The sequence below is a fragment of the Roseobacter sinensis genome (assembly GCF_025755255.1).
In the GTDB taxonomy this organism is placed as follows: domain Bacteria; phylum Pseudomonadota; class Alphaproteobacteria; order Rhodobacterales; family Rhodobacteraceae; genus Roseobacter; species Roseobacter sinensis.
Window position 1 is genome coordinate 52602 of record NZ_JALIEB010000012.1, and the last position, 25500, is coordinate 78101.

At 62.6% G+C, this 25500-nt stretch carries 27 protein-coding genes and 1 pseudogene; 21 read left to right on the top strand and 7 right to left on the bottom strand.

Translation table 11 applies throughout. The features are described from left to right. The first annotated feature begins 36 nt into the window (after positions 1–36). The 7 genes and pseudogenes from MUB52_RS16805 to MUB52_RS16835 all read left to right on the top strand — a co-directional run bounded on the left by MUB52_RS16805 (position 37) and on the right by MUB52_RS16835 (position 6045). Positions 37–615 (top strand): cytochrome b, encoded by a 579-nt coding sequence (locus MUB52_RS16805; RefSeq protein ID WP_263845400.1) that lies wholly within the window; start codon positions 37–39, stop codon positions 613–615. Positions 616–709: 94 nt separating this feature from the next. Next, on the top strand, positions 710–1597 hold the full coding sequence (gene yghX / locus MUB52_RS16810; RefSeq protein ID WP_263845401.1) for a YghX family hydrolase: 888 nt from the start codon (positions 710–712) through the stop codon (positions 1595–1597). Positions 1598–1878: 281 nt separating this feature from the next. Further along, positions 1879–2112: pseudogene (locus MUB52_RS16815) on the top strand (MipA/OmpV family protein); the annotation flags it as partial. 65 nt (positions 2113–2177) lie between these two features. Further along, positions 2178–3455: a fumarylacetoacetate hydrolase family protein gene (locus MUB52_RS16820; RefSeq protein WP_263845402.1), complete on the top strand. Its 1278-nt coding sequence runs from the start codon at positions 2178–2180 to the stop codon at positions 3453–3455. 192 nt (positions 3456–3647) lie between these two features. Next, positions 3648–4676 (top strand): quinone oxidoreductase family protein, encoded by a 1029-nt coding sequence (locus tag MUB52_RS16825; protein ID WP_263845403.1) that lies wholly within the window; start codon positions 3648–3650, stop codon positions 4674–4676. 18 nt (positions 4677–4694) lie between these two features. Then, complete coding sequence (locus tag MUB52_RS16830; RefSeq protein WP_263845404.1) at positions 4695–5585, top strand: serine hydrolase domain-containing protein; 891 nt, start codon at positions 4695–4697, stop codon at positions 5583–5585. 133 nt (positions 5586–5718) lie between these two features. After that, positions 5719–6045, top strand: coding sequence for a hypothetical protein (locus MUB52_RS16835; RefSeq protein ID WP_263845405.1), 327 nt, complete (start codon positions 5719–5721; stop codon positions 6043–6045). Between the two features lie 95 nt (positions 6046–6140). Here the strand turns inward: MUB52_RS16835 and MUB52_RS16840 are convergent, their stop codons facing one another. Genes MUB52_RS16840 through MUB52_RS16855 form a run of 4 tightly spaced genes read right to left on the bottom strand, consistent with a single transcriptional unit; the run spans position 6141 to position 8607 of the window. Beyond that, positions 6141–6635: a DUF6505 family protein gene (locus MUB52_RS16840; protein ID WP_263845406.1), complete on the bottom strand. Its 495-nt coding sequence runs from the start codon at positions 6633–6635 to the stop codon at positions 6141–6143. Continuing rightward, positions 6632–7336, bottom strand: coding sequence for a biotin/lipoate--protein ligase family protein (locus tag MUB52_RS16845; RefSeq protein ID WP_263845407.1), 705 nt, complete (start codon positions 7334–7336; stop codon positions 6632–6634). The genes MUB52_RS16840 and MUB52_RS16845 overlap by 4 nt, the downstream gene beginning before the upstream one ends. Further along, positions 7333–8400, bottom strand: coding sequence for an Mrp/NBP35 family ATP-binding protein (locus MUB52_RS16850; RefSeq protein WP_263845408.1), 1068 nt, complete (start codon positions 8398–8400; stop codon positions 7333–7335). Before MUB52_RS16850 ends, MUB52_RS16845 begins: the two co-directional genes overlap by 4 nt. After that, the gene (locus MUB52_RS16855) at positions 8401–8607 is read right to left on the bottom strand and encodes a DUF6494 family protein (RefSeq protein ID WP_263845409.1); all 207 of its coding nucleotides are present in this window, start codon (positions 8605–8607) and stop codon (positions 8401–8403) included. A gap of 99 nt (positions 8608–8706) precedes the next feature. Here MUB52_RS16855 and MUB52_RS16860 point away from each other — a divergent pair, with 99 nt between their 5' ends. After that, complete coding sequence (locus tag MUB52_RS16860) at positions 8707–9438, top strand: c-type cytochrome (RefSeq protein ID WP_263845410.1); 732 nt, start codon at positions 8707–8709, stop codon at positions 9436–9438. Here the strand turns inward: MUB52_RS16860 and MUB52_RS16865 are convergent. Beyond that, complete coding sequence (locus MUB52_RS16865) at positions 9432–11384, bottom strand: 4Fe-4S binding protein (RefSeq protein ID WP_263845411.1); 1953 nt, start codon at positions 11382–11384, stop codon at positions 9432–9434. The two genes, MUB52_RS16860 and MUB52_RS16865, sit on opposite strands and share 7 nt — an antisense overlap. Positions 11385–11715: 331 nt before the next feature. Here MUB52_RS16865 and MUB52_RS16870 point away from each other — a divergent pair, with 331 nt between their 5' ends. The 8 genes from MUB52_RS16870 (at position 11716) to MUB52_RS16905 (ending at position 18701) form a co-directional block, all read left to right on the top strand. Continuing rightward, on the top strand, positions 11716–12294 hold the full coding sequence (locus MUB52_RS16870; protein WP_263845412.1) for a DUF3305 domain-containing protein: 579 nt from the start codon (positions 11716–11718) through the stop codon (positions 12292–12294). Then, a complete protein-coding gene (locus tag MUB52_RS16875) occupies positions 12291–12878 on the top strand; it encodes a DUF3306 domain-containing protein (protein ID WP_263845413.1) in 588 nt (195 codons plus the stop codon). Before MUB52_RS16870 ends, MUB52_RS16875 begins: the two co-directional genes overlap by 4 nt. Further along, complete coding sequence (locus MUB52_RS16880; RefSeq protein ID WP_263845414.1) at positions 12875–13483, top strand: TorD/DmsD family molecular chaperone; 609 nt, start codon at positions 12875–12877, stop codon at positions 13481–13483. Before MUB52_RS16875 ends, MUB52_RS16880 begins: the two co-directional genes overlap by 4 nt. 51 nt (positions 13484–13534) lie before the next feature. Continuing rightward, positions 13535–13726: a twin-arginine translocation signal domain-containing protein gene (locus tag MUB52_RS16885; RefSeq protein ID WP_263845415.1), complete on the top strand. Its 192-nt coding sequence runs from the start codon at positions 13535–13537 to the stop codon at positions 13724–13726. A gap of 79 nt (positions 13727–13805) precedes the next feature. Then, a complete protein-coding gene (locus MUB52_RS16890; protein ID WP_263845416.1) occupies positions 13806–16703 on the top strand; it encodes a formate dehydrogenase subunit alpha in 2898 nt (965 codons plus the stop codon). Positions 16704–16717: 14 nt separating this feature from the next. Then, a complete protein-coding gene (gene fdh3B / locus MUB52_RS16895; RefSeq protein WP_263845417.1) occupies positions 16718–17314 on the top strand; it encodes a formate dehydrogenase FDH3 subunit beta in 597 nt (198 codons plus the stop codon). Between the two features lie 80 nt (positions 17315–17394). Further along, complete coding sequence (locus tag MUB52_RS16900) at positions 17395–18576, top strand: formate dehydrogenase subunit gamma (RefSeq protein ID WP_263845418.1); 1182 nt, start codon at positions 17395–17397, stop codon at positions 18574–18576. Continuing rightward, positions 18573–18701, top strand: coding sequence for a hypothetical protein (locus MUB52_RS16905; RefSeq protein ID WP_263845419.1), 129 nt, complete (start codon positions 18573–18575; stop codon positions 18699–18701). Before MUB52_RS16900 ends, MUB52_RS16905 begins: the two co-directional genes overlap by 4 nt. A gap of 3 nt (positions 18702–18704) precedes the next feature. Here the strand turns inward: MUB52_RS16905 and MUB52_RS16910 are convergent, their stop codons facing one another. Further along, positions 18705–19361 (bottom strand): GntR family transcriptional regulator, encoded by a 657-nt coding sequence (locus MUB52_RS16910; RefSeq protein ID WP_263845420.1) that lies wholly within the window; start codon positions 19359–19361, stop codon positions 18705–18707. Between the two features lie 132 nt (positions 19362–19493). Between MUB52_RS16910 and dctP the strand changes: the two genes are divergently transcribed. The 5 genes from dctP to MUB52_RS16935 all read left to right on the top strand — a co-directional run bounded on the left by dctP (position 19494) and on the right by MUB52_RS16935 (position 25191). Further along, positions 19494–20480 (top strand): TRAP transporter substrate-binding protein DctP, encoded by a 987-nt coding sequence (gene dctP, locus MUB52_RS16915; protein WP_263845421.1) that lies wholly within the window; start codon positions 19494–19496, stop codon positions 20478–20480. 62 nt (positions 20481–20542) lie between these two features. Continuing rightward, on the top strand, positions 20543–21091 hold the full coding sequence (locus MUB52_RS16920) for a TRAP transporter small permease (RefSeq protein ID WP_263845422.1): 549 nt from the start codon (positions 20543–20545) through the stop codon (positions 21089–21091). Continuing rightward, the gene (locus MUB52_RS16925; RefSeq protein ID WP_263845423.1) at positions 21091–22407 is read left to right on the top strand and encodes a TRAP transporter large permease; all 1317 of its coding nucleotides are present in this window, start codon (positions 21091–21093) and stop codon (positions 22405–22407) included. Before MUB52_RS16920 ends, MUB52_RS16925 begins: the two co-directional genes overlap by 1 nt. Beyond that, a complete protein-coding gene (locus MUB52_RS16930) occupies positions 22404–23678 on the top strand; it encodes a malonyl-CoA decarboxylase (RefSeq protein ID WP_263845424.1) in 1275 nt (424 codons plus the stop codon). The genes MUB52_RS16925 and MUB52_RS16930 overlap by 4 nt, the downstream gene beginning before the upstream one ends. Then, on the top strand, positions 23659–25191 hold the full coding sequence (locus MUB52_RS16935; protein WP_263845425.1) for a malonate--CoA ligase: 1533 nt from the start codon (positions 23659–23661) through the stop codon (positions 25189–25191). Before MUB52_RS16930 ends, MUB52_RS16935 begins: the two co-directional genes overlap by 20 nt. Before the next feature lie 103 nt (positions 25192–25294). Here the strand turns inward: MUB52_RS16935 and MUB52_RS16940 are convergent, their stop codons facing one another. Beyond that, positions 25295–25489 (bottom strand): hypothetical protein, encoded by a 195-nt coding sequence (locus MUB52_RS16940; protein WP_263845426.1) that lies wholly within the window; start codon positions 25487–25489, stop codon positions 25295–25297. Positions 25490–25500: the final 11 nt, after the last annotated feature.

Consider the following 25500-nt stretch of genomic DNA (forward strand, 5'->3'; position numbering starts at 1 on the left):
GCACGCCAACGCACCTTGAGAAGCGGAGATGAGACTATGCGATATGACCGCATTTCACGACTGAACCACTGGATTGTCGCTGTCGCGATGATCGGCATGCTACTCTTCGGTCTCTACCTCGCATACGGCGGACTCGAACGCGAGGCGCGCAGGCCATTGATCGGCCTCCATCGCTCGATCGGTATCCTCGTGCTGATCTACGGCGCATGGCGTGTGACTTGGCGCGTTGTTCGGGGTTTTCCAGACTCGGTGTCCGACATGCCGCGCTGGCAGCGTCGACTGTCGACAGGGGTGCATTGGAGCCTGCTGGCCGGGATTTTGATCATGCCGCTCTCCGGCATCGGCTTCACGATCTTTCGCGGACGTGACCTCGACGTGTTCGGCTGGGTCGCAATCCCTGCTGCCGCAGAAGTGCCTTGGATCGTGTCGCTGTCATCCGGCCTCCACCACTACGTGGGCCTTGGTCTTTGCGCCCTCGTCGTCCTGCATGTCGCCGCGGCGCTCAAGCATCATCTGTGGGACAAGGACGAGACGCTGACACGCATGATCTGGGGTCGCGCGCCCGCAGACGAGCACAGATCTGCAGCTGCACAGATGCCTATAGACGAAGGATAAGGTTTGAACAGCCAGTTCACCTCGAAGCGCGCATTGATCAGGCCGCAGTATCTGAACGTGCAACACCCACCACCGACCAAACGGGAGATTATCTATGAACCGAATGACCGCCAAAGACTTTGATCAGGAGCTGCTTGATCTTTATGATTTCTATGCGCACGGAAAGATCACGAAGCGTGAGTTTCTGGATCGTGCTGGCAAGTTTGCGGTTGGCGGCATGACGGCCGCAGCCCTTCTCAATATGCTCAGCCCGAACTACGCGCTGGCGCAGCAGGTGTCGTTCAACGATCCTGACATTCACGCCGACTACATCACTTATCCCTCGCCAAATGGAACAGGGGATGTGCGTGGCTATCTGGTACGCCCCGCCGAGGTCGAAGAGCCGCTTCCCGCCGTTCTGGTGATTCACGAAAACCGCGGCCTGAACCCCTACATTGAGGACGTGGCGCGCCGGGTGGCAAAGGCGCGATACATGGCTTTGGCGCCCGATGGGCTGACGTCCATCGGCGGCTACCCCGGGAACGATGCTGACGGTCGCGAGCTTCAGCGCACCGTTGATCCGGTGGCGTTGATGAACGACTTCTTTGCGGGTTTCGAGCATCTGCTCGCGCGCCACGACAGCACCGGCAAGGTTGGCGCCGTGGGCTTCTGCTACGGCGGTGGCGTCGTCGGCGCAATCGCCGTGGCTTACCCGGAACTAGCCGCTGGTGTCCCGTTTTACGGGCGGCAACCTGCATCGGAGGATGTTCCGAAGATCGAAGCGCCACTCTTGATCCACATGGGCGCGCTCGACGAGCGCATCAATGCAGGCTGGCCAGATTTCGAGGCAGCTTTGCAAGCCAGTGACAAACTGTACGAAGCCCATATCTACGAAGGCGCGAACCACGGGTTCCACAACGACAGCACGCCCCGCTATGACGAGGCCATGGCTCAATTGGCCTGGGACCGGACAATCGCCTGGTTCAACAGCTATCTGTCCTGATGCTCCATCGTCGGTTTCATGGCTCGCGTCCTCATGGGCTCGACGTAGCGCGGGCCTCAAAGTACAGCAGAGACCTCGGCGCGCCGCTGATTTCTATTCCTTTCACGTCGGACGTGACTGGCGGACCGCACAGCCATCTGGCGGGCGCCTGGCCCGCCAGATGGCTGTGCGCTGGCGGACGGCTCACGCGCCGCGGCGAAACTCGCACCACGGGGCACAGACAAGAAACCTGACATGCGCCTGCTGCTGATAGAAGATGAGAGACGCCTTACGCCGATGCGTTCTATGGTGTGAGCGCTCAGGATGCCCTGACCTCGTCATTTGCAGCCTACGACGCCGGCTCCGGTTTCGAGCGTATGGGGATCGAATTACAAGCCTCTTTCGAGCTCACATCCCGCACCGCCCTGTTCCTCGGCGTCGAGCATTCTCAACTCTTGAGTGACGCGAAAGACAGTCCGATTTCTTTCGAAGACTCCCAGACCGAGATCTCGACCGGTGTGCTCTTTCGCTTCTGAAGGACAGCCTACGCGACCGGATACGCACCTCACTCGATCCATCCTTACACGTTGGGAGAAACGATATGAAACCCGTTTGCTACACACCGATTTTGGCCGGCTTGGTCGTTGTGGCCTTCTTCCTTTTGATTGACGAAGACCCGGACCGCACAAATCCGATTTCAGCCGAAGCTGAACCACTGGCCTCCATGATACTGCCAATGAGTCAAGTGTTGACTCTTGCACTTGTGAGCGACGCGGAAGGGCGGAAGACGCCGCTTCTGGTGACTGGAATATCCGAAGCCGAGATTTTGGCAATCGACCTGTCTGAACATGGTGCGGGTCACACTGCAGATCTGCTCGGCGTTGTGAGTGACCTAGGAGAAAGCCAGCTTGCAGGCCTCTTTGCAGAAGCGGAAAAGAGCGGGGCAGCTGGGCTGGCCAAACCCTACGCTTTCGACGAACTATTATCCGTCACGGGTACAGGCCAACAGCACGTGGCATCGGGCACCAATTTCATCGAACATGCGCAAGAAACACAAAGCCAGACTGTGTTCAACTTTCCGAAGTTTGGCGGAGCGACGCCACCCGTCACAACCGTCGCATATGACCACAGCATGTTGTTCGATTACGAAGTTGAGCTCTGCATGATCTTCGACCGCAACATCGCCTCAATGGATGACTTCGACGCTGCAACCAAAGGCCTGTTTCTCTGTGGTGATTTTACGGATCGCGCGGTCCTGTCGCGGATGATTGACGTCGACAACTTCGATTCTGGGTCCGGCTTCAGCGACGCAAAGAGCGGGCCAGACTTCTTTCCGGCAGGTGGCCTGCTCGTGATCCCAAAAGACTGGCGAAGTTTCGTTGGTGAAGAACGGATTGTAACCCTTCGCAATGGTCACCTGCGGCAGGATGCGCGCGGTGCTGAGATGATCCTAGATTTCCGTGAGTTGACTGAAAAGGTCCTGGCGGATGCGACCTCGACTCGTTTCTCGTATCAGGGCGACGCCCATCGGCTGATCGAGCATGGAAAAATCAGACAGGATCAGGTCCTGATGTCAGGCACACCGGAAGGCGTCATCTTTATGCCACCCACGTGGCGCCAAATGACACGGGGGATCGTTCGATATGTGTTGTCAGGAACCTTTCTTGCAGCGACCACCGGGTACGAGTACGTGGTCGCTTACTTCATTCGAGATGAGTTGGACGCCCAAAGGTTTCTCCTCCCCGATGAGCAGATCACCTATACATCCAGCTCGCTGGGGACGATCACCACGACAGTGGTTGTCGCCGGTGAAGATGCCGCCGGGTTGAGCGCCTCTGCAAAACCTACGGAGGACACGACGCAGACTAACCCTGGTTGACGAGACACGTCCATCAGGGCGCAGATATGCGTTCCAAATCTTGCGAAGGACCTGTGGAGGCGCAAATGAATGCCAAGCGCATGGCAGTGTTCCTTCATATCCTCCAGCAAGGCGGCGAAGCCGACAGCGGGCAAAGCCTTAGACCATCTGAATGCCGAGTTTTCATAGACAAGAGAGACGGGAGTCTACCCAGTGAATTCCGTTAAAAATCATCGCATTGATGTTCAGCGTCGCGGCCCGCCAGATGTGATGCACTGGTTGCCGCACTCGACAGCAGCGCCCGCGGCCGGCGAAGTGCGCGTCCGCGTCGAGGCGGCGGGTGTATCCGGCTACGATCTGATGATACGGGGCCATTGGTTTTTCGGGTTTACCAAGACGCCATATACGCCCGGCGAAGATCTGGTCGGTGTCGTGGATGCGGTCGGACCTGGCGTGACCCACTTCACCATAGGCCAAAGGGTCGCCGGCTGGACTTTCGGACAAGGTGGCGGTTACTCCGAGATGGCCGTCCGCCCGGCTGAAACGCTGGTTCCAGTGCCCAATGGAGTTGATCCGGTCACAGCGGCTGCGATCATAACCAACTATCTCACGGCGTCGCTCGTGCTGGAGAAAACGGCCAAGGTGCAACCCGGCGAACGGGTCTTGATCAACGGTGCGGCGGGTGGCCTTGGTTCAGCGCTTTTGCAACTGGGCAACTTTGCCGGGTTCGAAATTTTCGGGACTGGGAGTGACAAATCCACTGACTTCATTGCTGAGAATGGCGCTGTACCCATCAACTACAAAACCGAGAATTTTGTCGGTCGTATCCAAGATTTGACCGACGATGGGGTGGATGTCGTGATCGATGTCGTTGGCGGACCCCGCCAACTCTGGCGATCAAGCCGATGCCTAAGACGTGGGGGACGGTTGGTGATGCTCGGAATGGCATCCATCTATGAATCCAGTGCAGCGATCATTCCGCTCAGCCTGTTGACCGCCGGCACGGTGGCGCTTTGGCCAAATGGCGTCAGTGTACCAATGTCGCCGAGTATGTTGAGCTTTCCGGCAAAGAACCTCGACTGGTACAGGGACACGCTGACGGACTTGTTGGAGAAGGCCGCAGCGGGTCGTCTACGGCCCGCCATTGCAGCAGAGATATCCATGCCCGAGGCACCCCAAGCACACGCGATGCTCGAAGCTGGTGGCCTGGTCGGCAAAGTCGTTTTGACCAACTCAAAATGAAGTCTGGGGCCATATCTGATGAACTCTCAGCCAATACACTGCCACTGGATAACCACCCAAAATCGCCAAGGCGGGGATAGCCCTGCCAAAGGCCTATTTCCCTATTGGAGCTTCACGAAGACCGCGATCTCCATTTGCGCGCTGAAGCTTGTGGAGGGCGCTCACTTGAGGCTCGACGCGCGGTTGCCGGGTCAGCCATTCAGCCTTCGTCAATTGCTTCAGCACACATCGGGCCTGCCGGACTACGGGCCACTGAAGGTGTATCATGCAGCGGTTGCGCGCAAGGAGGAACCTTGGTCGCGCCAGGAGTTCCTGGATGCTGCCATGGCCCAAGGCATGCTTTTTGAGCCCGATCAAGGATGGTCCTATTCGAATATTGGCTACCGGTACATTCGCGAATTGATTGAAGAGACCACCGGGACGCCAATTGGCGGGGTGATTTCTGACTTGCTGTGTCGGCCATTGGGTCTATTGAGTGTGGAATATTGGGACACGCTCGAACAGTCGGCTTCTTTACATTGGGAGGCGGCCGAAGGCTACGATCCACGTTGGGTCTTTCATGGTTGCCTGATTGGCTCCGTTGCAGATGCGGCGCGTCTCTTGCACGCACTCTTCAACGGCGAGTTGCTTCGCTCGGGAACCTTGCGCGAAATGCTCAGTCGGTTTGTAGTCGGCGGACCAATTCCCGGGCGACCCTGGACGGAGTGCGGCTATGCGCTTGGCTTGATGTCTGGCGAGGTGGGCGGAGGCGGACAAGCGATCGGACATTCAGGGGGAGGGCCGTTCAGTGTCAACGCGGTCTACCACTTCCCGGACAGGCCGGACCCCGTGACAGTGGCCTGTTTTACAAATGGGGAGGACGAAGGAGTAGCCGAGTTCGCGGCCACAAAAATTGCGCAGCAGGTCTGAGGCCTTGCCGCTTAGCTGGTCTATCCTTCCATTGCTTTGTGCCGCGTATGATTCCCCACCTTCGCTCAAGTTAAAACTCTTGACCCGCCTGCACCTAATCGGCTGTGCGTGGAACTGTGTGAAAGGCCAGAGCATGGCGAAACAACGAAAGTCTTATCATCTTGAGGTCAGCATTGACGATGAGATGACGAAGGAAAGAATGCTGGGAGTTGCAGAGCGCGCCGCAATGGCGACGGGATTGTACATTTTGCATATTGGAGGCCACTCGCGCGTAAAGTACCCCAACTCCGTTCATTGGCACTTCAAGAGAGACAAGAAGGAAGCCGGATTGATCGACGCCACCTTCTGGAAGGAAGGTGTAAAGTTCTGGCTGATTGTTCGAAACAATGAACCGCCATGGGTACATCAAACCGCACCGCTACTTCGGAAAGCGCTGGAGAGCGAGTTATCCGCACTTTAGACCGGACGCTCAATGGCAGCAATGTCCCGCATTTTACTTCTCACGTCTTGGCATTTTTGCTGTTAAACGATGGTCACCGCGACGGTGGTTTTCGTTTAGTGCCCGTGCGGTTCCTCGTCCAATGAGCCGTGCACGGCGAACTGCTCGATCCCGGCCTCTTGCGGTTCGATCACGCGGTAGCTTTCCTTCACGCCCGCCTCGGTCAACTCGCGCGTCACCGTCAGCAGAGTGTTGAAGTCCTGATCCTCGCAAAGTGCCACCATCTGGTCGATCTCTTCCTCGGCCACGCCCATCGCCGCCTCGCGCGAGGGTGCGCCGTAGATGTCGACGAAGTGCTGCGCGAGCGCCTCGGCCAGTGCCGCGCGCTCGTTGGCCTCGATCTGGGTGACGGCGACGAAGCTCGTGCGCCCGAAGGTTTCCAGCCCCAACCAGCCGTTGGTGAAGGCCTGTTTGGCCTTGCCGACCAGATCGCCTTCGGACCAGTTGGAGAACTCGAAGCCACCCGAGATGCACCATTCGCCCGTGCGCGCCGGGCTGTGGAAGACGCGCGTGTCGCTGTCGTCGAAATGGATGGCGCGGGCGAGTTTCATGGGGCGTCCTTGAGCATGCGTGTGAGCGGTATGATCTGTGCTCCGCCGGTCTGCTGCAAGAGCAAACCGAAGTCTTCGTCGACGCCCTGGAAGAGGCCGGTCTTCCCATCGACCGAGGTCTGCGCGCCGATACCATGCGCGAGGCCGGTCCATTCGGTGTGAACGGGCCTCACCCCATCCTCCTCCCAGCGGTTGATCCAGACCAGCGTGTGCCGGATCCAGGAGTCGAGCAGGTCGATGGGGTCGACCGCGCCGCACCCTTCCGCAGCCAGCGTGGTCACATCCGGCGTGACACCGGTGTCTTTGGCGTCGGACGACAGCGTGAGCGTCAGTGCGACGACCATCCAGTCCGGCACAGCTTCGGGGGCGCGGGACGCAGCACTGATCTCGAGCCCGCCGCAGTGGGCGCCGTTCAGCTGCAGCCCGCCACCCCACTCCAGTTGCAGCGACACTTCCGGCGGCGCCAGCGTGCCGAAGGCGTTCTGAAACCCGATCCCGCAGAGGGGTAGCATGATCATGGCCTTGGTCAGGGGCACATCCGGCGCAAAGACAACCGCGGCGCGCAGCTGGTCCGGGGCGACATCATAGGTGACAAGCCCTGCGTCACAGCCCTTTTGCGCCTCGGCGCAGGCGGCTGCGAAAGGGTCTGCCCCGGCGGTGGCCAGCGCCGAGAACAGGGGAGGCAGCTCAGCTGGCCTCATGCCTTGCCGTCAGCAATCAGCGCCTTGGCCATCGTCCGGAAGGCCCCGGCCTGCGCGCTGTCGGGCTTGGAGACAACGATGGGCGCGCCGCCGTCCGCGGCCATGCGGATGTCCAGATGCAGCGGGATTTCAGCTAGCAGCGGCACCTCCAGCTTCTCGGCCTCCTTCGCCACGCCGCCGTGGCCGAAGACATGCTCCTCATGGCCGCAGTTGGAGCAGATATGCGTCGACATATTCTCGATCATCCCGAGGATTGGCGTGCCCAGCTGGTTGAACATGTCGATGCCCTTGCGCGCATCGAGCAGCGCCACGTCCTGCGGGGTGGAGACGACGATGGCTCCGTCCACCTGTGCCTTCTGCGCCAATGTCATCTGCACGTCACCGGTGCCGGGCGGCAGATCGACGATCAAAACATCGAGCGCACCCCATTGCACCTGGCTCATCATCTGTTGCAGCGCGCCCATGAGCATTGGCCCGCGCCAGACCACCGCCTGATCGTCATTGGTCATCAGCCCGATGGACATCATGGTGACGCCGAAGTTGCGCATCGGCAGGATCGTCTTGCCATCGGGCGAGGCCGGTCGCCCGGACACCCCGAGCATGCGCGGCTGCGACGGGCCGTAGACGTCCGCGTCCAGCAGGCCCACGCGCCTACCTTCCGCAGCCAGCGCACAGGCGAGATTGGCGGCGACCGTGGATTTGCCGACACCGCCCTTGCCCGAGGCAATGGCGAGAATGCGATCGATGCCCGGAATCTTCTGCGGGCCCGATGGGTCGGCGCGCTGCGGCTTGAGGTCCGGCGGCGCGGCGGGCGTGCTGTGCGCGGTCATCACAACCGAGACGCTGCCCACATCGGCAAGTGCCTTGACCACGGCCTCGGCGCTGGTCTGTACGTCAGCGTATTGTTCGGCCTGCGAGGGCGACACCTCGATCACGAAGCGCACATCGCCCGCATCACCGACCGTCAGCGCCTTGATCAGACCGGCGGAGACGATATCCGACCCGGAGAGCGGATCGGTGACCGTCTTCAGTGCGGCCAAAACGCTGTCTCGCGTGGGCGCCATTCAGGTGGCACCCTCGTCACGGCCGGTGATCTGTCCCGTCACAACGTGCTCCAGATCGAGCCCGTCGACGGTCAGCACCACCTTGGCGGAAAAGCTCTTGCCGCGGGTGTCGCCCGCCTGACGCATCGCGTCTTCGATGGCCTGCTGCGAGGTCACACCGACCTGCTTGAGAAACTTGCGCATGGACATATTGAAATCGTCGCTCATGATCCGGCTCCTTCATGGGGTGGGGGTCTGGGGAAACTTGACGGCCTTGCGCGGGCGATTCTAGTCTGCCCTACTTGCCAAGGGGAGGAAACTGCGGGCATGCGGCACCTGCTGACGATCCTGCTGGGGATCTGGCTCGCACTGCCGGGCCGGGCGGAGGAGGCGCTGCGCCTCGCGGTGCCCGACGTGCTGGAGACCTCGGGTTTTGCGCAATACCTGGTGCCGCGCTTTGTTCTGAAGACCGGGGTGCGTATCACCCGTGTGGGCGAGGCGGAGCCTGCCGAGATGCGTTTCGTCACCGGCGACCGCGCGCTCTTCGAAGGGGTAGGCCAGCGCTGGGGCCTTGCGCACGAGGGTGACCCGCGCGCGGAACGCTTTGCCGACTGGTTGCGCTCGGAGATCGGGCGCAAGACGATCGAGAGCTTCACGGCCCCGGATGGCCGCGCATTTGTGGCCGTCAAACCGGGAGCGGTCACACCAGTTGCGCTCAGCTACGCGGGCGATCGTGCGGCGGGCGAGCGGCTGTCGCTGCAGCTCTGCGGGCGCTGCCATGTGATCAACGAAAGCAACCGAATGAATGGCATGGGCGCCACGCCGTCCTTCGCCGTGCTGCGCGCGCTGACGGATTGGGACGACCGCTTTGCCACCTTCCATCTGCGCAATCCGCATCCCAGCTTCACGCAGATCGCCGAGGTCACCGAGCCGTTCGATCCGAGCTTGCCGCCGCCCATCGTGCCCCTGGAGATGACGCAGGCCGATCTGGAGGCGATCCTGGCTTATGTGTCCGGGCTCGACCCGGCGGATCTGGGGGCGCCGCTGCACGTTCAGTGATCCTTACGCTTGCTGAGGTAATCGTCCGTCGTCCGCACGGCCGGGCGCTCGCCGCCTGCAAAGGGATTGTTCTCCGAGTGATACTGCGCCTGGATGCGGCAGTTGTCGCACATCTGGATCATGCGCGCGGCCTGCGGGTTGGAAAACATCGCGTGCTTGCCCGCCAGCTTCTCCATGATCCGCTCGACCGTTGACTTCGAGCCGAAGAGGCTGCCGCACTCGACGCAGGCAAAGGGCTCTTCCTCATGCAGCACCCGCTGGGCAAGAGCCGCGTCGGTGAGGTTGAGCTGCGGCTGGAGCGTGATCGCCGTCTCGGGGCAGATATTGGCGCAGAGCCCGCATTGCAGGCAGGCATCCTCCTGAAACCGCAGCTGTGGCTTGTCTGGGTTGTCCCCCAGTGCCCCCGCCGGACATAGCGACACGCAGGAGAGGCAGAGCGTGCAGGCCTCCTGATCCAAAAGCAGGGCGCCATAGGGTGCTGTCTCGGGCAGGGGGAGAACCTCCGCCTCGGGCTGCAAGGCTTTCGCGGCGAGCCGCGTGACCTGACGGCGCGAGCCCAGCGGCAGGATCGGGTCGACGACGCTGGGGTCGCCGTCGTGATCGTAGAGAGCTGCGCTGAGCGCGTCGGGGTCGGTGAGGTCAAGGAGGCGCACGCGGGCGCCACCGGCGATCGCATTTGCCAGCTCGGTCTCTTGTTGCAGGACCGCCCGGTCACTGCGCGGCGCCAGAAGGATCGCGACATCGGCGAAGCCGCTGGCCAGCGCGGCGAGCATTTCCGCATGGCCGAAGCCCGCGAGTGCGGAGACGGCAAACGGGATCACATCGGCGGGCAGGCCGCGCCCGTAGCGCGCGCTGAGCGAGATCATCTCCGCGCCATGCTCGTCCTGCACAAGGAGGCGCGGGTTCTGTCCGCCGGCGGCCCGGAAGCTGCGGGCGAGCGTATCGATCCGGGCAAAGAGTGTCGCGACGGGCGGGGCGTCATAGGTGATCGCGGCCGAGGGGCAGAGCGATGCGCAGGCCCCACAACCCGCACAGATCATCGGATCGATGGCGACATGCTCTCCGGCGGAGGTGATCGCGCCCGTCGGGCAGGCGTCGAGACATTTCGAGCAGGCCGGTTTTTCGGCTCGCGAATGGGCGCAGAGCGGCTCTTCCAGCCGGACGTAGAGCGGCTTTTCGAAGGTGCCGATCAGCTGAGAGGCGTCGAGCACCGCCTTTGCCACGGCGCTCTGGCTGCCGGGATCGGCGCGCAGATACCCGTCGCGTTTCTCGGGCGCCGGGAAGAGGGACGGGCCGCCGCTCAGATCGAGGATCACATCACAATTGCTGAGTGCCCCGTCCTTCGGCGCGGTCCATGTAGCGCTGCCACGACCGCCGGCGACAGGTTCCTGGAAGCGATCTATGCGCAGGTCGAACTGGCCCAGGCTGCCCGTGACCCGGCGCAGCTCTCCGCAGACCACGTCGAAAGCGCCGCCCGGCGTGACCTCTTCCGGCGCAGACCGCAGCACGGTCACGGCGAGTATCCCGGCGAGGTTTTCAGCTGCCTGCTCGGCCACCTCTCCCGATCCGATGATCAAACAGGCGCCGGAGGAGACGATGTCGATGGTGCGCTCCGGCGGGCTTTCGAGCTGGGCCTCGGCCACGAGAGCCGCCATCTTGGCCGTCGCCTCCGCACCGTCATCGCTCCACCCCCCGCGATCCCTGAGGTCGACGAACTGCGGGTGCGCCGCCCCGATCTCATCGGCCAGGTCACGGAAGAGCGGGGCCTGCTGTTGGCAGGCCACCATGACGTCACCCTCGGCCAGATGCTCGGCGGTCTGCGCGATCTGCGACCCGCAGGCCTCTGTCATCATCTTGGAGCATGCGACACCGGTGACGCCTGAAATCGCTTCAGGGTCAATCGCCTGACTGCCAAGGCAGTCACACACCACAAGTTTCTTCGCCATGCTCCCCCCTTGGCTGCAGTCACGCGCTCTGCCGGGCACCGGCTGCAGTGCCGGACCATAGAAAGGCAGGAAATCCCGGCCACGTAAACCGGAATCGACGCATTTTCATAGGCCCGCGCCGGTTCCGCGAGATGGCATGTGAAGAGCGCGCATGTCGGTGCAAAAATGCAGAACCGTCAAAGCTTTATGAATTCAGACCCTTGCCCAGATGCAAGGCGCGCCCGCAGGCCATCTACGACCAATTGCGTACAGAAGAATACAGATTTTTCTAGGATAATGGCAGTGATTTGCTAAGCTGAAGACAAGAACAGTGCGCATCTAAGGAGTAGTTTTGGGAGTCGTCTATCCAGAGTCGCAATGCGCGAGGCTTGGAGTCGTCATCCGTCGGTCGCCCGGTGTCACACCGTGGGCGAAGTGGAGTTGGCGCGCCACCGCGGTGCTTCCCGGTGCAGGGGCGGCATCCTGGAAGCTGTTGCGCGAGGATGCGGGCGTGTCCGAATACCACGCCTCGACACATGATCTTTGGCTCTATGTCTCCGACAGCGAGGCCTATGCGCATGAATTGCAGGCCGCTTCACCATCGGTCTATGTGATCCTGCGCGACGTGGAAGCGCCCGCGGACGGCGAGATGCCGCTGCACGTCCTGACGGTCACCGCCTCGCCCTATGAGGCGCAGGACTATTCCGACAGCGGTGAAGAAATTGTCGAGCGTGTGCCGATGCCACCCGCAGTGCTGGAGTGGGTGACGCGATTCGTCGATGAGCATCACCGCGAGACGCCTTTCGTCAAACGGCGGCGCGACAAGCTGCGCACGGACCAGGTGCAGTCCGGCATCGGCGACGCGAGGATCGCACAGCTCTCGGATGTCTATCGCGCCCCCACCGCGGCCAGGACGGAGCCTCCGGAATGAGCGCGCCGAGCACCTTCTGGGCGCGTCGCCGCGCTGCCGTTGAGGCCGAAGCCCAGGCCGAGGCCCGCGCGCAGATCGAAGCCGTCGCGGCCGCACGCCAGGCCGAGTTGGCGGAAAAGGACGACGCCGAGGTTCTGCAGGAGATGGGTCTGCCTGATCCTGACGCCATGCAGCCGGGCGACGATTTCGCAGCTTTCATGGCGCGGGAGGTGCCCGAGCATCTGCGTAACAAGGCGCTGCGCAAGCTGTGGCGCAGCAATCCGGTGCTGGCTTGTGTGGACGGGTTGAACGAATACGATGACGATTTCCGAGCGGCCATGCTCGCAGGCGGCCCCGTTCAGACCGCCTATCAGGTCGGCAAGGGGATGATGGCCCACATCGAGGAAATGGCCCGTCAGGCGGAACAGCCGGCGAGGACAGAAGAGGTGACGGAGGACGCGCCCGACGTCGCCACTGCGGATGCCGCGGCGGAAGAGGATGTGACGCCGGAGCCGCAGCCTGCGATGCCGGCGGGTGAGGAGGTGGCGGAAGCGCCTAACGCCCCGCGCCGCATGCGCTTTCACTTCGAGGAGGAGGCGACATGAACTCTGCCGCGCAAGCCGTTGATGTGTCAGAGGAAGACCGGCTTCGCGCTGATCTCTACAACTTCCTCGGCCTTTTGCTCGCGCGCCCGGCCGACCAGTTGCTGCTGGATCAGACGGCGGCGCTGACAGGCGACGAGAGCGACCTAGGCGCGGCGATCAACGGGCTGGCCCGGGTCGCGAAGGCCAGTACTCCTGCTGGGGTCGAGCGCGAGTTCACCAGGCTCTTCATCGGGCTCGGGCGCGGAGAGCTTCTGCCCTATGCCAGCTACTATCTGACCGGCTTTCTCAACGAAAAGCCGCTGGCGAAGCTGCGCAACGACATGGCCGCGCTGCAGATCACACGGGCCGAGAACACCTTCGAGCCGGAAGACGGCATGGCTGCGATGATGGAGATGATGGGCGGGATGATCGTTGGCCGCTTCGGGCCCTCTCGCGATCTTGAAGCACAGCGCGGCTTTTTCAACAATCACATCGCGCCTTGGGCGACGCATTTCTACAGCGATCTGGAGGGTGCGACGTCCTCGGTCTTTTATGCGGGGGTCGGCACGGTGGGCCGCACCTTCATGGAGATCGAAAAAGAGGCCTTTCGAATGACGGCGGGCTGACCTGCCACAAGGGGCGGGACGCCGCCCGGAGAGACGAAAAGGAGGAGACACATGACAAAAGAAGCACAAGGCGAGACCAACCGCCGCGATTTCCTGAAATTGGCCGGGACGGCGGCACCTGCTGCGGCTGTGGCCGTGGCCGCCGGGGGCCGCACGGCCGAGGCTGCGGAGGTCGATCCGAACTCCGACAAGATGCAGGACACCGCTCATACCCGCGCCTATCTGGAGAGCGCGCGGTTCTGACATGTCCCGCCCCGCATCGTGGGCCGACGGACATCCATAAACACCCAGCCACCTGAACGGGGCAGCAAGGGAGGGAACCATGCTAAGGAAAAAGACCAACTCGGTCACTCAGCGCGCCGGGCGGACCAACATCCTGTCCGGTGCCGCGACGAAATCGGTGGATCGCCGGACGTTTCTGCGCGGATCGGGGCTCGCCATCGGCGGGCTGGCGGCCATCTCGGCCACCGGCGGGACCGTCACCCAGGCCTCCGCGGCCACAGCCGCCGCGGGCGCTGTCGAAACCATCAAGTCGGTCTGCACCCACTGTTCGGTGGGCTGTACCGTCGTTGCGGAAGTCTCGAACGGGGTCTGGACCGGGCAGGAGCCGGGCTGGGACAGCCCGTTCAACCTGGGTGCTCACTGCGCCAAGGGGGCTGCGGTGCGCGATCACGCCCATGGCGAGCGCCGCCTGAAGTACCCGATGAAAAAAGAGGGAGGCGAGTGGAAGCGCATCTCCTGGGAACAGGCCATCGATGAGATCGGCGACGGTATGATGAAGGTGCGCGAGGAAAGCGGGCCGGATTCGATCTACCTGCTGGGCTCGGCCAAGCACAACAACGAACAGGCCTATCTCTTCCGCAAGTTTGCGGCCTACTGGGGCACGAACAACGTCGACCACCAGGCGCGGATCTGTCACTCGACGACCGTGGCGGGTGTGGCGAACACATGGGGCTACGGCGCCATGACCAACAGCTACAACGACATGCACAATTCCAAGGCGATGTTCCTGATCGGCGGCAACCCGGCCGAGGCGCACCCCGTTTCGCTGCTGCACATGCTGAAGGCCAAGGAGCAGAACAACGCGCCGCTGATCGTCTGCGACCCGCGGTTTACCCGCACCGCTGCCCATGCGGATGAATACGTCCGCTTCCGGCCGGGTACGGATGTGGCACTGGTCTGGGGCATTCTCTGGCACATCTTCGAGAACGGGTGGGAGGACAAGGAGTTCATCCGCACACGTGTCTGGGGCATGGATCAGATCAGGACCGAAGTCGCGAAATGGACGCCGGAAGAAGTGGAACGTGTGACCGGCGCACCCGGCAGCCAGCTCAAGCGGGTGGCACGCACGCTGGTCAACAACCGCCCCGGCACGGTGATCTGGTGCATGGGTGGCACCCAGCATACCAACGGCAATAACAATACGCGTGCGTATTGTGTGTTGCAGCTGGCACTTGGCAACATGGGCACCGCCGGTGGTGGCACCAACATCTTCCGTGGCCACGACAACGTGCAAGGTGCCACGGACCTCGGCGTTCTGGCCAATACGCTGCCCGGCTACTATGGGCTCAAGCCCGGCTCCTGGGCACATTGGGCACGGGTCTGGGAGGAAGATCTCGACTGGCTCAAATCCCGCTTTGCTGTGATGGAAGGCGCGGGCGAGGATGGCGCGGACCGGCTGATGATGAACGAGACCGGCATCCCGGTGTCGCGCTGGATCGACGGGGTGCTCGAGGACAAGGAGAATATCGACCAGCCCGACAACACCCGGATCATGTTCCTCTGGGGCCATGCACCCAACTCGCAGACCCGTCAGAAAGAGATGAAGACGGCGATGGAGAAGCTGGACATGATGGTGGTAATCGACCCCTATCCGACCGTCTCTGCCGTGATGCAGGATCGGACGGATGGTGTCTACCTGCTGCCGGCCTCGACGCAGTTCGAGACGCGCGGCTCCTGCACCGCCTCCAACCGGTCACTGCAGTGGCGTGACAAGGTGGTCGATCCGATCTTCGAATCGCTGCCCGATCACATCATCATGTCGATGTTCGCCAAGAAGCTCGGCTTCCATGATCGGCTGTTCCGCAACATCGCGATGGACGGCGACGAGCCGGTGATCGAGGATATCACCCGCGAGTTCAACCGCGGCATGTGGACCATCGGCTACACCGGTCAGTCGCCGGAACGGCTGAAGATGCACATGGCGAACCAGCACACCTTCGACCGCACCACGCTGCGCGCGGTCGGTGGCCCGGCGGATGGCGATTTCTACGGCATGCCGTGGCCCTGCTGGGGCACGCCCGAGATGAACCACCCAGGCACGGCGAACCTCTATGACATGTCGCTGCCGGTGGCTGAGGGCGGGCTTGCCTTCCGGGCGCGCTTCGGCGTCGAACGGGATGGGGACAACCTGCTCGCCGAAGGGGTCTCGAACCCCGGCGCCGAGATCCAGGACGGCTATCCGGAGTTCACCATGCAGATGCTGATGGACCTCGGCTGGGACGGCGATCTGACTGCCGAGGAACGGGCTGCGATCGAGGCGGTCGGTGGTCCGAGCGCCAACTGGAAGACCGACCTCTCGGGCGGCATCCAGCGGGTGGCCATCAAGCACGGCTGCGCGCCCTTCGGGAACGCGAAGGCCCGCGCGGTGGTGTGGACCTTCCCGGATCCGATCCCGGTGCACCGCGAGCCGCTCTACACCAACCGGCGCGACCTCGTGGCCGACTATCCGACCTATGAGGACAAGAAGTTCTGGCGTCTGCCGACCATGTACAAGTCGATCCAGGAAAAGGACTTCTCGGAAGAATATCCGATCATCCTGACCTCGGGTCGCCTGGTCGAATACGAGGGGGGTGGCGACGAATCCCGCTCCAACCCGTGGTTGGCGGAACTGCAGCAGGACATGTTCATCGAAGTGAACCCGCGCGACGCCAACAACCTCGGCCTGCGCGATGGCGAACAGGTCTGGGTCGAAGGCCCCGAAGGCGGCAAGGTCAAGGTCATGGCCATGGTCACCGAACGGGTCGAGGCCGGTGTGGCCTTCATGCCGTTCCACTTCGGAGGGCACATGGAGGGGGTCGATCTGAGGGACAAATACCCCGAAGGCGCCGATCCATACGTGCTGGGTGAGGCGACGAACACCGCGCAGACCTATGGCTATGACAGTGTGACCCAGATGCAGGAGACGAAATCGACTCTCTGCAAGATCTGGGCAGCGTAAGGGAGGACTGACAAATGGCTGCAAGAGCAAAATTTCTCGTCGACGCCGAACGCTGCATCGAATGCAACGCCTGTGTGACCGCCTGCAAGAACGAGCATGAGGTGCCCTGGGGCATCAACCGCCGCAAGGTCGTGACGATCAATGACGGCAAGCCGGGGGAGCGCTCGATCTCCGTGGCTTGCATGCATTGTTCGGACGCGCCCTGCATGGCGGTCTGCCCGGTGGACTGCTTCTACCAGAACGAAGAAGGCGTTGTGCTGCACTCCAAGGACCTCTGCATCGGCTGCGGCTACTGCTTCTATGCGTGCCCCTTCGGCGCGCCGCAGTTCCCGCAGGCGGGCAACTTCGGCAGCCGCGGCAAGATGGACAAGTGTACCTTCTGCGCCGGCGGACCCGAAGAGAACCACTCGACGGCCGAGTTCGCCAAATACGGGCGGAACCGGATTGCGGAGGGCAAGCTGCCGATCTGTGCCGAGATGTGCGCCACCAAGGCGCTGCTCGCAGGGGACGGTGATGTGGTCTCGAGCATCTATCGCGAGCGGGTCGTGGCACGCGGCTTCGGCTCCGGCGCCTGGGGTTGGGGCACCGCCTACGACCAGAAAGGCGATTGACCTTCGCCTTAAGGGTGTGAACTCTTGCGGGGCGGCTCGGTCGGGCCGCCCCGGATGTCTTGATTGAACAGGATACGTCCATGCTGCGACTTCTCAGTCTGCTGGTTCTGACGATAGGCCTCGCCGTCGGTGCACAGGCGCAGGAGGCGCCACCCGTCGATCGCAGCGCCACAGGCGGCGCTCAGACGCTTGAAGATATCCTGAAGCGTCAGGAAGGGCTCAAGATCGACGACAGCTTCCGCAGCGATCTGACCGGCAATCCGGAGACTGCAGCACCGATCACCGAGCAACTCGGGACCCTGGGGGGCGCATCCGATCCCGACCTGTGGCGGGCCTATCGCTACAACACTGCCGCCATCACAACGCAAGCGCGCGGCCCCGCGGCGGAGGTGCTCATCCAGGATGGTGGCATGCGCTGGCTGCTCTTTCGCGAAGGCCCGCTGCTGACCTATGGCACCGGGCTCTTGGGCGGTATGATCGTCCTGCTGGCGCTGTTCTACCTGATCCGCGGGCGCATCCGCATCGACGGCGAGAAAACTGGCCAGACGATCCTGCGCTTCAAGTCGGCGGAACGGTTCGCCCATTGGCTGCTTGCGGGGTCTTTCATCCTGCTCGGGATCACGGGGCTGATCACCCTGGCAGGGCGCAAGGTGCTGATCCCGGCCTTTGGGCATGAGGCCTTTGCGACAATCGCCGTCGCCTCGAAATGGGTGCACAACAACGTCTCCTGGGCCTTCATGCTGGCGCTAGTGCTCGTCTTTGTCTTCTGGGTTGTGCACAACCTGCCGGACCGGACGGATATCAACTGGATTCTGAAGGGCGGCGGCATCTTCGGCAGGGGTCACCCGCCCGCCAAGAAGTTCAACGCAGGCCAAAAGCTCATCTTCTGGTCCGTGATCATTCTGGGCGGGTCGATTTCGGCCTCGGGCCTGTCGTTGCTCTTTCCGTTCGAGCTGCCGATGTTCGCTCCGACCTTCGAGAAGCTGAACGCGCTCGGCCTGCCGCAGCTCGTCGGTCTGGGCGAGCTGAACACGGCGCTGACACCCCATGAAGAGATGCAATATGCCCAACTCTGGCACGCCATTGTCAGCTTCGTTCTGATGGCGATCATCATCGCGCATATCTACATCGGTTCGGTCGGCATGGAAGGCGCCTATGCAGCGATGGGCGACGGCCAGGTGGAGCTGCAATGGGCGCGCGAGCACCACAGCATCTGGACGGCGGAAGTGGAGGAAGAGCAATCCAAGGCGGGCTCGACATGAGAGAGATGACCCTCGCCTTTGCCGCCATGGCCGTCATTTCTGTGGGCGCCAGCTATGCGCTGAATGCAGCCGGGTTTTCCGCGGCCCAGCAGGGCACCGGGCAGGCGGTTCGTCTCGGCGACTGACGGCTACTCGGCTGCCGTACGCAGTTCCATCATCAGGTGGCGAAACTTTTCGCCCTGGATGCCGACGTGATCGCGCAGCGCCGAGGCGGCGCGCTGATCGTCCCCGGCCTTCAAGGCTGCCACGATCTCCTCGTGCTCGGCCATGGATTGTGCCATCCGACCGCGCAGCCGCAATTGCAGCCGCCGAAACGGCTTGAGTCGCCGATGCAGGCGCAGCGCCTGTCCGGCCAGATAGCTGTTGCCGGATTGAGCATAGATGGTGTGATGGAAGCGTTCGTTCTCGAGGTAGTACGCGTCGGTGTCGTGGGATGACACCGCCTCGCGGCACAGCCTGTTGGCCTGATCGAGCTCGGCCAGTGCCGCGTCCGAGATGCGGCGCGCGGCCAGCCGTCCGCAGACCGCTTCAATCTCTGCCATGGTCTCGAACATCTCCATCAGTTCGACGGGGCCGGGCTGGCGCACGAAGACCCCGCGGCGCGGCAGCTGCTCGGCAATGCCCGAGACAACAAGCCGCTGCAGTGCTTCGCGGATCGGCGTGCGGGACACGCCGAATTGCTTTGCCAGCCGTATCTCATCGAGGCGGTCACCGTCATTGAACTGGCCGGTGAAGACCAGCTCCTCCAGCGCGTCGGCAATGCGGTCTGCATGTCTGATTTCCATACCGCCAATGTAGGAGCAAACCACGTGTGCGACAATCATATTATTGTATACAAAAATATTGACTCTGAATGCGAGACGCTAAATGCTGACCTATCGGCCGGCGAAACGAGGCCGGTCATCTGGGAGGAAAACATGAAACCATCACTGCTGTCCGCAGCCTTTGCTGCCACCCTTGCCCTTGGTGCCGCTACCGCGCAGGCGACCGAATTGCGCCTGTCTCACCAATGGTCCAATAAGGATGTGCGCCACCAGGTGGCACAGATCATCGCGGATGAAGTCGCCGCTGCCGATGTCGATCTGGAGATCAAGATCTTCGGCTCCAAGTCACTGTTCAAGCCGCGCGAACAATACAAGCCGCTCAGCCGCGGGCAGCTGGATATGACCGTACTGCCACTCAGCTACGCGGGCGGGCAGCAACCGGCCTACAACCTCACGCTGATGCCCGGCCTGGTGAAGAACCACGATCACGCCGCGCGGCTCAGCGAGAGCCCGTTCATGGCGGCGCTGGAGGAAAAGATGGCGGCCGATGACGTCATGGTGCTGGTGCATGGCTATCTCGCCGGCGGCTTCGTCGGGAAGGACAAATGCATCACCAAGCCCGAAGACGTGGCAGGCCAGCAGACACGCGCCGCAGGCAAGGCGTTTGAGCAGATGCTCGCCGGGGCAGGGGCGTCGATTGCTTCCATGGCCTCTTCCGAGATCTACAACGCGATGCAAACCGGTGTGCTGACCGCGGCCAACACCTCGTCGTCGTCCTTCGTCTCCTACCGGATCTACGAGCAGGTCAAATGCTACACGCCGGCCTCCGACATTGCACTTTGGTTCATGTACCAGCCGGTTCTGATGAACAAATCGACCTTCGAGGGGCTGACCGAAGCGCAACAGACAGCACTTCTCGAAGCCTCCGCAAAGGCCGAGGCCTTCTATCTCGAAGAGGCTAAGAAGCAGGATGCCGAGTCGGTGAAGGTCTTCAAGGACGCCGGTGTCGAAATTGCCGAAATGACAGCAGAGGATTTTGCAGCCTGGCAGGAGATTGCGAAAGAGACCTCCTTCAAGGCGTTTGTCGAGGAAGTCCCGGACGGACAGGCGCTGCTCGACATGGCGCTGGCCGTCGAATGATCTGCGGCGGGCGGTGAGGTGTCGCCGCCCGATCCTCACCCCATACCGCTGAGAGATCTCCCATGGCTGGACAGAATACCGCTGCCACCGCCGAGGTTGGCAACCACCCTTTTCTTCGCCTCGTTGCAGCGCTCTCGACACTGGCCGGGTGGTGTTCGGCCGCGATGATCGTGCTCGCCGTGGCCATCACCTGCCAGATGATCTTCGTGCGCTTCGTGCTGAACGGCTCGACTGTCTGGCAGACCGAAATGGTGATCTACCTGGTGATCGGAGCCACGTTGGTCGGCCTGCCTTACGTGCAGCGGCTGCGGGGGCACGTGAATGTGGACCTGATCCCGCTGGCGCTGCCATTCGCGGCGCGGCGGGGGCTGGCTGTGGTCACCCTGTCCCTCTCGATTGCGATCATCGCGGTCATGCTGTGGTACGGGTATGAGTACTGGCACTTTGCCTGGGAGCGCGGCTGGCGTTCCGATACGGTCTGGGGCGTGCGGCTGTGGATACCCTATCTGGCGCTGCCCGTCGGCTTCGGGCTGCTGCTCTTGCAGCTTGTCGCCGATCTCGTGGGCGTGCTCACCCGCACCGAAGCGCCCTTCGGCCTCGGAGACAACTGATGGACCCGCTGGTTCTCGGCGCGCTGGTTGCGGTCTCGACCGTGATCGTGCTGTTCTCGGGTGTCTCGGTGGCTGTCGGCCTGCTGATCGTCTCGGCCGGGTTCCTGATGATCTTCGACGGCATGCGGAGCCTGGAGCTGATGCCGGAGATCCTCTTTGGCAAGCTGGACAACTTCGCGCTGCTTTCGATCCCGATGTTCATCATCATGGGGGCCTCCATCGCCTCGACCCGGGCGGGGGCGGATCTTTACGAGGCGCTGGAGCGCTGGCTCACCCGGGTGCCCGGAGGGCTGGTGATCTCCAACCTCGGGGCCTGCGCGCTCTTTGCCGCCATGTCCGGTTCCAGCCCCGCCACCTGTGCCGCCATCGGCAAGATGGGCATCCCCGAAATGCGCAAGCGCGGCTATCCCGATGGTGTGGCCGCAGGCTCCATCGCTGCAGGCGGCACGCTCGGCATCCTGATCCCGCCGTCGGTCACGATGATCGTCTACGGCATCGCGACCGAGACCTCGATTGGTCGTCTGTTTCTCGCAGGCGTGATCCCGGGGCTGATGCTGGTTGCGCTTTTCATGGCCTGGTCGCTCTATTCCACGTGGCGTACCGGCAGTGCGGGCCTGCTCACCGCGGGTAGCTATACCTGGCGTCAGCGGCTCGAAATCCTGCCGCGCGTGCTGCCCTTCATCGGCATCATCATCGGCGTGCTCTATGCGATGTACGGCGGCATCGCCACACCGTCCGAGACCGCTGCTGTCGGCGCATTGCTTTGCCTCATCATTGCCATGGTAATCTACAAGCTCTGGAGCCCAAAGGCGCTCTGGCACGTGCTGCGCGACAGCACCAAGGAAAGCGTGATGATCCTCTTCATCATCGCCGCCGCGGGTGTGTTTTCCTATATGCTCTCCAGCCTTTTCATCACGCAATCCATCGCCGAATGGATCGGCACGCTGGACGTGAACCGCTGGGTGCTGATGGCCACGGTGAATGTCTTTTTGCTGATCGCCGGGTTCTTCCTGCCCCCTGTGGCCGTGATCCTGATGGCGGCGCCCATTCTGCTGCCGATCATCACCACCGCAGGGTTCGACCCGATCTGGTTCGCGGTGGTGCTGACCATCAACATGGAAATCGGACTGATCTCGCCGCCCGTCGGGCTGAACCTTTATGTGATCAACGGCATCGCGCCCGATATCTCGCTGAAAACCATCCTGAAGGGGTCGCTGCCCTTCGTGGCCTGCATGGTGATCGCGATCGTCCTGCTTTGCCTCTTCCCGGGGCTGGCCACCTGGCTGCCGGATGCCGTGATGGGGCCTGCGTTTTGAGTTTCTTTGCCGGTCTTCTCTCCACCGTGTTCGAGAGGCGCTATCGCAGCCCGCTGGAACCCGACCTGGAAGGCCGCTCCATGCCCGAGCTCTGCGCTGCTGTCCTCGGCCGGTCCGGTGAGGTCTCGGGTGCCGCCACAGCGCGGCATATCCTTGACCGATATGCGCGCATGGAGGGGGACGAGCGGCTGGGGTTTTTCAAACTGCTTGCCGAGGAGATGGGGCTCGACGCAGAGGCCGTGCGCCGGACCCTGGCGGCCTTCGAGACCGAACCCTCCAGCGAGACCTACCGCGCCTTCTCGGCAGCGGTCGAGCCCAAGCGGCAGGAGCTGGCGCGCCGTCTGAACCAGGTGCCGGGGGCGACGGCGCAGCTGGTGCAGATGCGCCGCGACCTGCTGGATGCCTTGCCAATGCACCCTGACCTTGGCCCGGTGGACCAGGACTTGCGGCATCTGTTCTCTTCCTGGTTCAACCGCGGCTTTCTTGTTCTGCTGCCGATCAATTGGGAAAGCCCTGCCGAAGTGCTGGAGAAGATCATCGCCTATGAGGCTGTGCATGCCATCGACAGCTGGGAGGATCTGCGCCGCCGGGTGCAGCCGAGCGACCGGAGGTGTTTTGCCTATTTTCACCCCGCGATGCCGAATGAGCCGCTGATTTTCGTGGAGGTTGCTTTGACGAAAGGCGTTCCCGGATCGGTGCAGGCGCTTCTCTCCGACGCCCGAGACGAGCTGGCGGCGGAGGATGCCGACACGGCGGTTTTCTATTCGATTTCGAACTGTCAGGCCGGTCTCGCCGGTATCTCCTTCGGCAACTCGCTGATCAAGCAGGTGGTGGCCGATCTGTCCCGCGACCTGCCGGGCCTGGAGACCTTCGTCACGCTCTCGCCCATCCCCGGTCTGATGGACTGGATGCAGGAGGTCGGACGGGTGATGAGTGACGATCCGGAGCAGCAGCGCCAATGCGCGGCCCATTACCTGTTGCAGGCCAAGCGTGCCAACGGCAGCCCGCGAGACCCTGTCGCACGATTCCACCTCGGGAACGGCGCGCTTGTGCATGATGTGCACGCCTCTGCCGATGTCTCGCCGAATGGGATGGCACAATCGGGCGGTGTGATGGTGAACTATCTTTACGATCGCGCGCGGATCGCGCAAAACCACGAGGGCTACGCTGGGGCCTACGAGGTGGCAGCCTCTGCAAGCGTTCAGGCCCTTGCGGCGGCCGCAGATCGGGCTTCAGACCAAGGACATCGCGATGGCGAACCCTCTCTTTGATCAGCTCTTCGGCCGCCATGCCGGCCGGACCACGCCTTTTCTGCACTTGGGCGACGGCATCACCATCACGCATTCTGACTTCCTCGCCATCGCTGCGCGATATGCCAATGCCTTTTCCCAACTCGGCCTGACGCCCGGAGACCGGCTGGCGTTGCAGGTGGAGAAATCGCCGCAGGCGCTGGCCGCCTATGCCGCCGCCGTGCAGGCCGGCATCGTCTTCCTGCCGCTCAACACCGGGTACACCCCTGCGGAACTTGAGTATTTCATAGAGAACAGCGGCGCGCGTCTGGTTGTCTGCGATCCGGAGCGTGCGGAGCGTCTGCGCCCGATCGCATCGGCGTCGGGCGCCCGGCTGGAAACGCTCGACGCGCAGGGCGAAGGCAGTCTGCCCGAGATCGCGCGTGGCCAGCCCGCGACGTTCGACACCGTCGCCCGCAGCGCCGATGATCTCGCCGCCTTGCTCTACACCTCCGGGACCACCGGGCGCTCGAAGGGCGCGATGCTGACGCAGACGAACCTGCTGTCGAACGCTGAAACGCTGGTCGACTATTGGCGCTTCACCGATGCGGATGTGCTGTTGCACGCGCTGCCGATCTTCCACACCCACGGGCTCTTTGTCGCGACAAATGTGATCCTGCTGTCGGGCGGGTCGATGATCTTCCTGCCGAAGTTCGACCTGGACGCGATGATCGCGCATCTGCCGCAGGCAACCTCGATGATGGGCGTGCCGACCTTCTATACCCGCCTGCTCGGCGATCCGCGCTTCACCAAGGAGCTGGTCCGCCATATGCGGCTCTTCGTGTCGGGCAGCGCGCCTCTGCTGGCCGAAACGCATGTGCAGTTCGAGCAGCGCACCGGCCACCGCATCCTCGAACGCTACGGCATGACCGAGACCAATATGAACACCTCGAACCCCTACGATGGGGCACGCAGGGCAGGCACGGTGGGCTTTCCGCTGCCGGGGGTGGAGCTGAAAGTCACCGATCCGGCGACGGGAGACAGGTTGCCGGACGGCGAGATCGGCCAGATCGAGGTGCGCGGCCCGAATGTGTTCAAGGGCTACTGGCAGATGCCGGAAAAGACCCGCGAGGAGCTGCGCGAAGACGGGTTTTTCATCACCGGTGATCTGGGGTTTATCGACGATCAGGGCTATCTGCAGATCGTCGGGCGCAACAAGGATCTGATCATCTCGGGCGGCTACAACATCTATCCCAAGGAGATCGAAAGCGTGCTCGATGACCAGCCGGGCGTGCTGGAAAGCGCCGTCGTTGGCGTGCCGCATCCGGATTTTGGCGAAACGGTGGTGGGCTTTCTGGTTGCGGAAAACGGTCGGTCGCCGGACGTGCAGGCGATTGAGCTGGCGGTCGGCGCGGAACTGGCGCGGTTCAAGCATCCCCGCAGGTTGATCATGCTGCCCGAACTGCCACGCAACACCATGGGAAAGGTTCAAAAGAACGTGCTGCGTCAGGAGTATGGCGGGCTTTTCGCTGAAGCATCGGATCGAAAAACCTGACACCGGAGCATAGGTCGGGGGCAGCGCCCTCGTCGCGCCCACGGCACGCCCCTGGCGTGACGGGGAAGGTCGGGCCCAGAAGCATAGAAGCCAATGGTTCGTGTCACTTCTTCCGCACGCATTCATCCCAATAGTCGTAGATCGCCATGCCGCAGACGAGGATGGCGATCACCATGAAGGGAAAGCCGCCCCAGAACCCGGCAAATCCGGTGGAGATGCTGTGCGACAGGCCGCCGACAAAAGTGACCAGAAGGGCGGTACCGATGAGGCCCATGACCAGCTTGATCCGATATGACATTGCGCTGTCCT

Excerpts from the sequence above, each read along its gene's own strand:
- MUB52_RS16805 (WP_263845400.1), top strand. The coding sequence starts at position 37 with ATGCGATATGACCGCATTTCACGACTGAACCACTGGATTGTCGCTGTC.
- yghX (WP_263845401.1), top strand. The coding sequence starts at position 710 with ATGAACCGAATGACCGCCAAAGACTTTGATCAGGAGCTGCTTGATCTT.
- MUB52_RS16820 (WP_263845402.1), top strand. The coding sequence starts at position 2,178 with ATGAAACCCGTTTGCTACACACCGATTTTGGCCGGCTTGGTCGTTGTG.
- MUB52_RS16830 (WP_263845404.1), top strand. The coding sequence starts at position 4,695 with ATGAACTCTCAGCCAATACACTGCCACTGGATAACCACCCAAAATCGC.
- MUB52_RS16835 (WP_263845405.1), top strand. The coding sequence starts at position 5,719 with ATGGCGAAACAACGAAAGTCTTATCATCTTGAGGTCAGCATTGACGAT.
- MUB52_RS16840 (WP_263845406.1), bottom strand. The coding sequence starts at position 6,635 with ATGAAACTCGCCCGCGCCATCCATTTCGACGACAGCGACACGCGCGTC.
- MUB52_RS16845 (WP_263845407.1), bottom strand. The coding sequence starts at position 7,336 with ATGAGGCCAGCTGAGCTGCCTCCCCTGTTCTCGGCGCTGGCCACCGCC.
- MUB52_RS16850 (WP_263845408.1), bottom strand. The coding sequence starts at position 8,400 with ATGGCGCCCACGCGAGACAGCGTTTTGGCCGCACTGAAGACGGTCACC.
- MUB52_RS16855 (WP_263845409.1), bottom strand. The coding sequence starts at position 8,607 with ATGAGCGACGATTTCAATATGTCCATGCGCAAGTTTCTCAAGCAGGTC.
- MUB52_RS16860 (WP_263845410.1), top strand. The coding sequence starts at position 8,707 with ATGCGGCACCTGCTGACGATCCTGCTGGGGATCTGGCTCGCACTGCCG.
- MUB52_RS16865 (WP_263845411.1), bottom strand. The coding sequence starts at position 11,384 with ATGGCGAAGAAACTTGTGGTGTGTGACTGCCTTGGCAGTCAGGCGATT.
- MUB52_RS16875 (WP_263845413.1), top strand. The coding sequence starts at position 12,291 with ATGAGCGCGCCGAGCACCTTCTGGGCGCGTCGCCGCGCTGCCGTTGAG.
- MUB52_RS16880 (WP_263845414.1), top strand. The coding sequence starts at position 12,875 with ATGAACTCTGCCGCGCAAGCCGTTGATGTGTCAGAGGAAGACCGGCTT.
- MUB52_RS16885 (WP_263845415.1), top strand. The coding sequence starts at position 13,535 with ATGACAAAAGAAGCACAAGGCGAGACCAACCGCCGCGATTTCCTGAAA.
- MUB52_RS16890 (WP_263845416.1), top strand. The coding sequence starts at position 13,806 with ATGCTAAGGAAAAAGACCAACTCGGTCACTCAGCGCGCCGGGCGGACC.
- fdh3B (WP_263845417.1), top strand. The coding sequence starts at position 16,718 with ATGGCTGCAAGAGCAAAATTTCTCGTCGACGCCGAACGCTGCATCGAA.
- MUB52_RS16900 (WP_263845418.1), top strand. The coding sequence starts at position 17,395 with ATGCTGCGACTTCTCAGTCTGCTGGTTCTGACGATAGGCCTCGCCGTC.
- MUB52_RS16905 (WP_263845419.1), top strand. The coding sequence starts at position 18,573 with ATGAGAGAGATGACCCTCGCCTTTGCCGCCATGGCCGTCATTTCTGTG.
- MUB52_RS16910 (WP_263845420.1), bottom strand. The coding sequence starts at position 19,361 with ATGGAAATCAGACATGCAGACCGCATTGCCGACGCGCTGGAGGAGCTG.
- dctP (WP_263845421.1), top strand. The coding sequence starts at position 19,494 with ATGAAACCATCACTGCTGTCCGCAGCCTTTGCTGCCACCCTTGCCCTT.
- MUB52_RS16920 (WP_263845422.1), top strand. The coding sequence starts at position 20,543 with ATGGCTGGACAGAATACCGCTGCCACCGCCGAGGTTGGCAACCACCCT.
- MUB52_RS16925 (WP_263845423.1), top strand. The coding sequence starts at position 21,091 with ATGGACCCGCTGGTTCTCGGCGCGCTGGTTGCGGTCTCGACCGTGATC.
- MUB52_RS16935 (WP_263845425.1), top strand. The coding sequence starts at position 23,659 with ATGGCGAACCCTCTCTTTGATCAGCTCTTCGGCCGCCATGCCGGCCGG.
- MUB52_RS16940 (WP_263845426.1), bottom strand. The coding sequence starts at position 25,489 with ATGTCATATCGGATCAAGCTGGTCATGGGCCTCATCGGTACCGCCCTT.